At 65.5% G+C, this 7,522-nt stretch carries 8 protein-coding genes; 2 read left to right on the top strand and 6 right to left on the bottom strand.

What is annotated here, in order from left to right; genetic code table 11:
• Window positions 1-188: 188 nt before the first annotated feature.
• The 3 genes from JOY90_RS39270 to JOY90_RS39280 all read right to left on the bottom strand — a co-directional run bounded on the left by JOY90_RS39270 (window position 189) and on the right by JOY90_RS39280 (window position 3,097).
• Window positions 189-896, bottom strand: a complete 708-nt coding sequence (locus tag JOY90_RS39270; protein WP_367277060.1) for a TetR/AcrR family transcriptional regulator — start codon at window positions 894-896, stop codon at window positions 189-191.
• Between the two features lie 102 nt (window positions 897-998).
• Complete coding sequence (locus JOY90_RS39275) at window positions 999-1,844, bottom strand: VOC family protein (RefSeq protein ID WP_291696451.1); 846 nt, start codon at window positions 1,842-1,844, stop codon at window positions 999-1,001.
• Entirely contained in the window at window positions 1,841-3,097 is a 1,257-nt protein-coding gene (locus JOY90_RS39280) for a Glu/Leu/Phe/Val dehydrogenase (RefSeq protein ID WP_291696452.1), read from the bottom strand. Before JOY90_RS39280 ends, JOY90_RS39275 begins: the two co-directional genes overlap by 4 nt.
• Window positions 3,098-3,311: 214 nt before the next feature.
• Between JOY90_RS39280 and JOY90_RS39285 the strand changes: the two genes are divergently transcribed.
• The gene (locus tag JOY90_RS39285; RefSeq protein WP_291696457.1) at window positions 3,312-4,205 is read left to right on the top strand and encodes a sugar kinase; all 894 of its coding nucleotides are present in this window, start codon (window positions 3,312-3,314) and stop codon (window positions 4,203-4,205) included.
• Between the two features lie 19 nt (window positions 4,206-4,224).
• Here the strand turns inward: JOY90_RS39285 and JOY90_RS39290 are convergent, their stop codons facing one another.
• Together JOY90_RS39290 and JOY90_RS39295 are read right to left on the bottom strand one after the other, a co-directional pair.
• Window positions 4,225-5,445, bottom strand: coding sequence for an FAD-dependent oxidoreductase (locus tag JOY90_RS39290; protein WP_291696453.1), 1,221 nt, complete (start codon window positions 5,443-5,445; stop codon window positions 4,225-4,227).
• A gap of 3 nt (window positions 5,446-5,448) precedes the next feature.
• The gene (locus tag JOY90_RS39295) at window positions 5,449-5,766 is read right to left on the bottom strand and encodes a hypothetical protein (protein ID WP_291696454.1); all 318 of its coding nucleotides are present in this window, start codon (window positions 5,764-5,766) and stop codon (window positions 5,449-5,451) included.
• A gap of 140 nt (window positions 5,767-5,906) precedes the next feature.
• On the opposite strand from JOY90_RS39295, the gene JOY90_RS39300 reads away from it, so the two are divergent.
• Window positions 5,907-6,695: an enoyl-CoA hydratase-related protein gene (locus JOY90_RS39300; protein ID WP_291696455.1), complete on the top strand. Its 789-nt coding sequence runs from the start codon at window positions 5,907-5,909 to the stop codon at window positions 6,693-6,695.
• Window positions 6,696-6,703: 8 nt separating this feature from the next.
• Here the strand turns inward: JOY90_RS39300 and JOY90_RS39305 are convergent.
• Window positions 6,704-7,522: TRAP transporter large permease subunit (locus JOY90_RS39305; RefSeq protein WP_291696456.1), on the bottom strand; the 819-nt coding region annotated here is incomplete at its 5' end.

Raw genomic sequence — 7,522 nt, forward strand, 5'->3', positions numbered from 1 at the left:
TTGTTGCAGGCGGGCCATGGGTGCGAACGGCACCCGGCCTTCCCTGCGCCCTCTGGTGTTTCGGGGCGCCATGGCTGACGCACAACTCGGGCGGATTGCGCCGCGAGACCGTGGACGCGTGTCCCCATAGGCCGTGAAATTCGAATCGAAAGGCAGGGATGGCTCGTGACCTTCTCGGGCGCGAACGGTCAGACGGTCTGATGGGCGGGAGTGCGCACGGGCTCCGCCGGATGCCGACCGAACACCGCGGAAGACTTGCCCGTCAGCGCCGCCAGCACCAGCGCGATCATGTGCTCCAGCCGCTCGTCCTTGGCGTCCTGCTTCAGGAGGTCGCGGCCGAAGATCACGCTCAAGGTCGCGCTGTTGGAGAGATAGAAGAAGCTCAGCGCCGCGATGGAAATGTAGAGTTGCACAGGATCGACGGAGGCCTGGAAGTCGCCGCTCTCGACGCCGCGCTGCACCACGGTGCGGATCATCTCGACGAACGGCGAATGCATCGATTTGACCTTGGTCGATCGCTTCAGATGCCTGGCGCGGGCGAGATTTTCGGTGTTGAGCAGCGCCAGGAATTCGGGGTTGCGCAGGAAATAGTTCCAGGTGAAGTCGATCAGGCGCCGGATCGCCTGGGGTGGATCGAGATGCTCGAGGTCGAGCCCGCGTTCCTCGGCGCGGATCTTCTCGTAGGCGCCCTCCAGCACGGCGAGGTAGAGGTCGTCCTTCTTGCCGACATGGTAGTACAGCATGCGCTTGTTGGCGCCGGCCTTGGCCGCGATCCGGTCGACACGGGCGCCGGCAAGGCCGTGGGCGGCGAACTCCTGCTTGGCCGCCTCCAGAATCCGGTTGCGCATCCCCTCGGGATCGCGCTGCCATCTCAAACTTCGCTTCGCCTTGGCCAAATCACTCGCTCGGCAACCACCCCTGTGCGCCGGTTTAACACGCGCTCGACAATTTGTCCCCGGCGCCGAGGCGCCTTCCCGGACGCGAGGGATGGTCGGGCATCACGCCGCGCGCGGCAACCGCTCGAGCATCAAGGTATGGATACCGCAGGTCCCGTTGCGCACGCTCATCACCCGCGTGCCGGGCTTGCGGCCGGCGCGCACTTCGGTGACCTCGACGCCCGCGGACAACAGGCGCGTGCGCACGGCCTCGATGTCGGCGACCCGCCAGCTCAATCCCCAGAGCTTGTCATGGTCCTGATCGCCACCCGCGACCGGCCGGCGCACCACCTCGACGATGAGATCGCCGCAGCGGAAGAACATCAATTGCCCCCATTCCTGGTGCGTGCGGTCGAGCGCCATGTCGAGGCCGAGTCGCGCGCCGTAGAGAGCTGCGGCACGCTCGGGGTCCTCGGTCGAGATCACGACATGGTCGAGCCCGAGCACGGGCGTCGTCGTAGTCGGCGCCGACGGCGGACGCTGCTCGGTGAGTTCCAGGAAGAACATCCGCACGCCGCGGGTGAGCTCGGCCGCAGCGCGGGTGCGCTTCCAGTGCAGCAGGGCGCCCGAGACGGAATCCTGGCTCTCGACCTCGGCAACGGCGTCCGGCTTCAGCGCCAGCCGCTCGAGCCGGCGCTGCATCTTGGCGACGTCGGTGACACGAAAGCAGATGCTGGCCAGGCCCTCACCCCAGAGCTTGATCACCTTGCGGATGCGGTCCGCCGGGACGCTGAATCCGGCGGGTGCCATCAGCTCCAGCGTCACATTGTCGAGCGTGAACAGCACGCGGTCGGCGCCCTCGCCCGAATTGCGCCAGGATGGCGAGCGGCCGAGCAAGGTCTGGTAGGTGGCCTCGGCCACCCTGATGTCCTCGATCAAGACGACGATGTGGTCGAGGCCCGAAATCATGGAAATAGTCCGCGCGTGGCTTTCGCCGCGCGGACCTTCTCGACGCCGATGGCCATCGCGGCGGTGCGGTGCGGAATCCGGTCGGCCCTGGACCGCGCCAGCATGTGGTCGAACGCGCGATCGAGGATCTGATATTCCCGCCGCATCACCTCTTCCTCTTCCCAGAAAAGCTGCTGCAGATCCTGCACCCATTCGAAATAGCTGACGACGACGCCGCCGGAATTGCAGAGAATGTCGGGGATCAGGAAAATCTCCTTGCGCTTTTCCAGGACGCGGTCGGCCTCCGGCGTGGTCGGGCCATTGGCGCCTTCCGCCAGCACCCTGCATTTGAGGTTCTCGGCGACGCCGCCGTCGATGGTCCGTTCCAGCGCCGCCGGCACCAGCACGTCGCAGGCCAGCGTGAGAACCTCGGCCGGATCGAATGTCAGCTCGTTCGAGAAGCCGGCGATGCTGCCGTGAGTGGAGGCATGTTTCATCAAGGCGGGGATATCCAGGCCTTTCGCGTCATGGAGCGCGCCGGTGTGATCGCTGACCGCGATCACCTTCAACCCCAGTTGATGCAGAACCAGCGCCGCGTAGGAGCCGACATTGCCGAATCCTTGAATCACCGCGGTCGCCCCGACCGGCTTGATTCCGAGCACGTCCATCACGCGCCTCGCCAGATGCGCCACGCCGCGCCCGGTCGCCTCGCGGCGGCCGAGCGTGCCACCGGAAAACACCGGCTTGCCGGTCACGATCTCGGTCACGGTCTGGCCCTGATACATCGAATAGGTATCCATGAACCAGGCCATCACCTGCTCGTTGGTGCCCATGTCCGGCGCCATCACGTCGGTGCGCGGCCCGACGAAGGGAATCATCTCCTGCATGTAGCGCCGCGACAGCGCCTCGAGCTCGCGCTTCGATATCTGGGAAACGTCGACATTCACCCCGCCCTTGGCGCCGCCATAGGGCAGCCCGACCAGCGCGCATTTCCAGCTCATCCAGATCGCGAGCGCCGCCACCTCGCCGATATCGACCGTCGGCGCGAATCGTGTGCCGCCCTTGGTCGGCCCCATCGTCAGCAGGTGCTGCACGCGGTAGCCCTCGAACACGGAGATCGTGCCGTCATCGCGGTGAATCGGGCACGATACCGTGATGGCGCGCTTCGGCTGCAGGATACGCTCACGCTCGTCGCAGGGGATCTCGAGATGATCGGCGATCACATTGAACTGATCCACCGCCATGTCGAACACTGGACCGGAATAAACGGTCATCAAATCCCTCCGCTTCTCATTGCCTTGGACCCCCGAGTCGGCCATTCCAGCCCGGCCACAGCCCGGGGCGGGTGGTAGTCCCGCCGCGAGCTGTTCTCAAGCGATTGTGGCATGAGTTTTGCGAATTATTTCAGCGATGACCGGGAAACACCGGTGCTAGTCTAAACTGCCGGGGCCCGGACCACCCCACGAGCGCACGGAAAGCCTTATGCCTATGCAGGCCCTCTTCATCGGACAGACCTACATCGACGTCACCTTCATTACCGACCACCTGCCGACCGGCGATGAAAAACATGTCGCGGAAGCCTATGCGGTCTCGTTCGGGGGCAACGCGGTCACGGCGGCGTTCTGCTGCGCCAAGCTCGGAATCGTGCCGGACATGATCGCCACCGTGGCCAATGACTGGCTGGGGCGCATGTTCCAGGACATGTGCGCGAAATACGCCATCTCGGTGCACCCGCGAAAGGTCAACGCCTCCTCGCTGTCATTCATCATGCCGAAGGATGGCAAGCGCGCGATTGTGCGCTGCCGCGACGACAAGCACATCCATCCCTTCCCGCTGCTCAACCTCGGCAACTGCCGGGCACTGCATGTCGATGGTCACCAGCCGGACGCTGCTATCCATTATGCCAGGCTGTGTCGCGAATCGGGCATACTGACCTCGCTCGATGGCGGTGGCCTGCGCACCAACACCCACGAGCTGCTCGAATACATCGACGTCGCCATCGTCGCCGAGCGGCTCTGCGAGCAGATGGATCTGACACCACAGAACATGATCGCCTATCTCAAGGAGCGCGGCTGCCGCGTCGGCGGCATCACCATGGGCGAGAAGGGGCTGCTCTGGTACGACGAGACCGGCACGGTCCATTCGCTGCCGGCCCTGCCGATCCCGCGCGAGCGCGTCATCGACACCAATGGCGCCGGCGACGTGTTCCACGGCGCCTATGTGTTCTCCTATCTCGCCCATCCCGGCAGGAGCTGGGCCGATCATTTCGAGTTCGCCCGCGCTGCCTCGACCTACAAGATCCAGCGGCTCGGCAACGAGGCGGGATTGCCGACGCTCGCCGACATCGAGGCCGTGAAGCGGGAGTTCGAGGTCAGGGTGTGAAGGCGGCGCGGACGATGCTCTACGCCAGAGCCTTCTTCAGATCGAAGCCCGGATCGGCGGCCTGCTCCGGTGTGATCGAGCCGCCTGCACTGAACAGGCGTCGCCCGAACATGTGGTCGCCGGCCCGGTTGACCGACTCGATCCCAAGCAGCCGGTCGCCGTGGTAACAGAACGCCGAGAACGCCTTCTGCGCGACATCGCCGCGCAGCACGACACGATCATAGCCCGTGGTCAGGCCGGCGATCTGGAGCTTGTCGTCGCCCTGGTCGCTCCAGAACCAGGGCTGACCATCATAGGGCTTGTCGTCGCCGGTCAGGCGCGCCGCGACGCAGCGGGCGTGATCGGTGGCGTTCTGCACCGACTCCAGCCGCAGCGAGCCGCCGAAGCGCGGGCTCTCGAACAGCGCGCAGTCGCCGATCGCGGAGATCAGGGGATCGGCGGTCACGAGGTGCTGGTCGACGATGATGCCCGACGCGGTCGGCAGTCCCGCCTCAGCGGCGAGCTCGACATTGGGGAGCACGCCGACGCCGACCACGACGAGGTCAGAGGGGATATGCCGGCCGTCGCTGAGGCTGACGCCGGTCACCTCGTCGCCATCGGCCTCGATCGCGGTCGCCATCACGCCGAGATGGATGCGCACGCCGGAAGCGGCGTGGCGGGCCTGAAAATACTCCGAAATCTCAACCGTCACCGCGCGCGCCATCACCCGCCCGGCGAGTTCCAGCACGTCGACCTCGAGGCCCTTGATCCGCGCGGTCGCGGCAAATTCCAGCCCGATGAAGCCCGCACCGATGACGACGACGCGTTTGCAGGACGCGATGCGCCGACGCAGATCCTCGCTGTCGTCGAGGATGCGAAGGTAGCGCACGTTGGGCAGGTTCGCGTTCGGAATGTCGAGCAGCCGGTTGCGCGCGCCGGTCGCGAGCACCAGATGGCCGTAGTCGAGCGTAGCGCCCGAGGCGAGCATCAGCTTGCGCGCTGCACGATCGATCTTGACCGCATGTGCGGCGATCAGCTCGATGGTCTGATCCGCATAGAATTTCTGCGGTCGGAACATCAGGCTGTCGGGGCCCGCATTCCCCTTCAGATACGCCTTGGACAAAGGCGGCCGCTGATACGGCAGATGCGGCTCGTCGTTGAGGAGACAAACGCGGCCCTTGAAGCCGAGCTGGCGCAGCGAGGTCGCGACCTGGAAACCGGCATGGCCCGCACCGACGATGACGACCGCTCCGTCCACCATCGGTTAGGCCGCCACGATGCGAAGCCGCAGGCCGTCCAGCCCGCGCAAGGTGTTGTTGAGCCGCTGCCCCGGCTCGGCCGTCCGTTCGAATGCCCCGACGCGATTGGCGGCGGCCAGAAACGGCAACACCTTTTCTCCTTCACCGGGCCTCGTCCCGGCGACTTCGACATCTCTGATGATCGTGCGGAAGGACGTCTGCACCGGCGCCTCAAATCGCAACACTTCCTCGAAGGCGAGCCGTATTAGCGAAGGATTTTCCCGCAGGATAGTCCATTGCTCCGGAAAATTTGGCGAAGCAATGGAGCCCGTTGCCCAGGTCATGGAGGGTGGCGTCGATTCCGGCCCACAGGAACGATCGCACCAGCATACCCCGCGCATCCTGCAGCCTGCTCAGGGGATTGCCACCCTTCCTTTCCGCGCTTAAATGCCCACTGCTGCTTGCAAGACCGGGGATTTCTCAGATGTCCACCAGCACGCCCGACGATCCCGCCCTGCTCGCAATCGATGGTCCGGTCGCCACCATCACGCTCAACCGTCCGGCGGCCTTCAATTCGATCAATCTCGCCATCGCGCGGAGGCTGGAGCAGCTCGCTGCCGAGGTCGAGGCCAATGAGCAGGTCCGGGTGCTGGTCATCCAGGGCGAAGGCCGCGCCTTCTGCGGCGGCGGCGACCTGCAGACCATCGGCGCGGCCGCGGCCAACGACACCATTGCGCCCGTGGTCGGCGAGCTCCTGCAGCATTATCACGCCTTCATCGCGGCCTTGCGGCGGATGCCCAAGGTGGTGCTGGCAAGCGTCCACGGATCGGCCGCCGGCGCCGGCTTGTCGCTCGCTTTCGTCGCCGACCTCTGCATCGCCGCCGAGGACGCCCGCTTTACGCCGGCCTACGCCAAACTCGGCGTCTCGCCCGACGGCGGCGGCACCGTCGGCGTGGTCGCCGCCGTGGGCGGGCGGCGTGCGCTGCAGATCTATCTCGCCGAGGACAGTTTTGGCGCGCAACAGGCCTGTGACTGGGGGCTGGTCGCGAAAGTCGCTCCCGCCGCCGAGTTGAAGGCCGCAACGCGCGAGCTCGCGTTGCGGCTGGCGCAGAACACGCCTGCCGGCCTCGCCGCCACCAAGGCGCTGATCCAGCGCGCACCGGTCTCGTCGATCGAGGAGCAGCTCGAGGCCGAGCGCGACGCCATCATCGATTGCATGCACACGGAGGAATTCCGGACCGCGGTGAAGAAGTTCACGAGCAAGAGCAAGTAGCGCGACGTTCAATTCGGGCAGATATAGCCCGGCCCCGAGGGAGATTTGAAGCAGCCGACCGATTGCGGAATCACGTGCTTGGGCAGCCACAGCACGACGCTCGGGAAGTAGATCGTGAAGGTGATGGTGAGGAGAAACACCACGTAGATCGGCAGCGCGGCGCGCAGCGCCTGGGAGAAGCGCACGCCCACGAATTTCGAGGCCATCAGCAGCACCAGGCCGTAGGGTGGCGTGATCAGACCGAATGCGAGCGTGACGATCAGCACCACGCCCATGTGCACCGGGTTGATCCCGCCCGCCTGGGTGAGCAAGTTGACCAGGGGCATGAAGATTATGATGGTCGGCACGGGCTCGATGAAGTCGCCGATGACCGTGAACAGCGCCACCAGCAGCAGCATGATCAGGTGCGGGTCGTTGCCGGCAACGCTCACGATCCACTCGGCAATGAAGCTCGCGCCGCGCAGGTACGCCAGCATCCAGCCGAAGGCGTTGGCGGCTCCGATCGTGATCAGGGGCAGCGAGAAGATCAGCCCCGCGAGGCAGAAGTCGAAGGGCAGGCGCGCAAAATGCCGGGGGTTGAGCGCCGGAATGATGACCACGATGATCCAGAGCACGGCCACGACGCCGGCCTCCGTCGGCGTGAACCATCCGGTGAGAATGCCGCCGAGGAGAATGACCGGAATCATCATCGGCAGCGAGGCCTGCCGGAACGCGAGCGCAACCTCGCGAAACGGTGCCCGCTCGCGCCGCACCCCGAGCGGTCCGAAGAAATAGCAGTAGGTCATCAGGCCGAAGCCGACCGCAAGGCCGGGTACGATGCCGGCCAT

The sequence above is a fragment of the Bradyrhizobium sp. genome (genome assembly GCF_019242285.1).
In the GTDB taxonomy this organism is placed as follows: Bacteria; Pseudomonadota; Alphaproteobacteria; order Rhizobiales; family Xanthobacteraceae; genus Bradyrhizobium.

What these genes read in the sequence shown, in the direction of transcription:
- JOY90_RS39275 (WP_291696451.1), bottom strand. Translation starts at nt 1,844, where the DNA reads ATGATTTCGGGCCTCGACCACATCGTCGTCTTGATCGAGGACATCAGG.
- JOY90_RS39280 (WP_291696452.1), bottom strand. Translation starts at nt 3,097, where the DNA reads ATGACCGTTTATTCCGGTCCAGTGTTCGACATGGCGGTGGATCAGTTC.
- JOY90_RS39285 (WP_291696457.1), top strand. Translation starts at nt 3,312, where the DNA reads ATGCAGGCCCTCTTCATCGGACAGACCTACATCGACGTCACCTTCATT.
- JOY90_RS39290 (WP_291696453.1), bottom strand. Translation starts at nt 5,445, where the DNA reads ATGGTGGACGGAGCGGTCGTCATCGTCGGTGCGGGCCATGCCGGTTTC.
- JOY90_RS39295 (WP_291696454.1), bottom strand. Translation starts at nt 5,766, where the DNA reads ATGACCTGGGCAACGGGCTCCATTGCTTCGCCAAATTTTCCGGAGCAA.
- JOY90_RS39300 (WP_291696455.1), top strand. Translation starts at nt 5,907, where the DNA reads ATGTCCACCAGCACGCCCGACGATCCCGCCCTGCTCGCAATCGATGGT.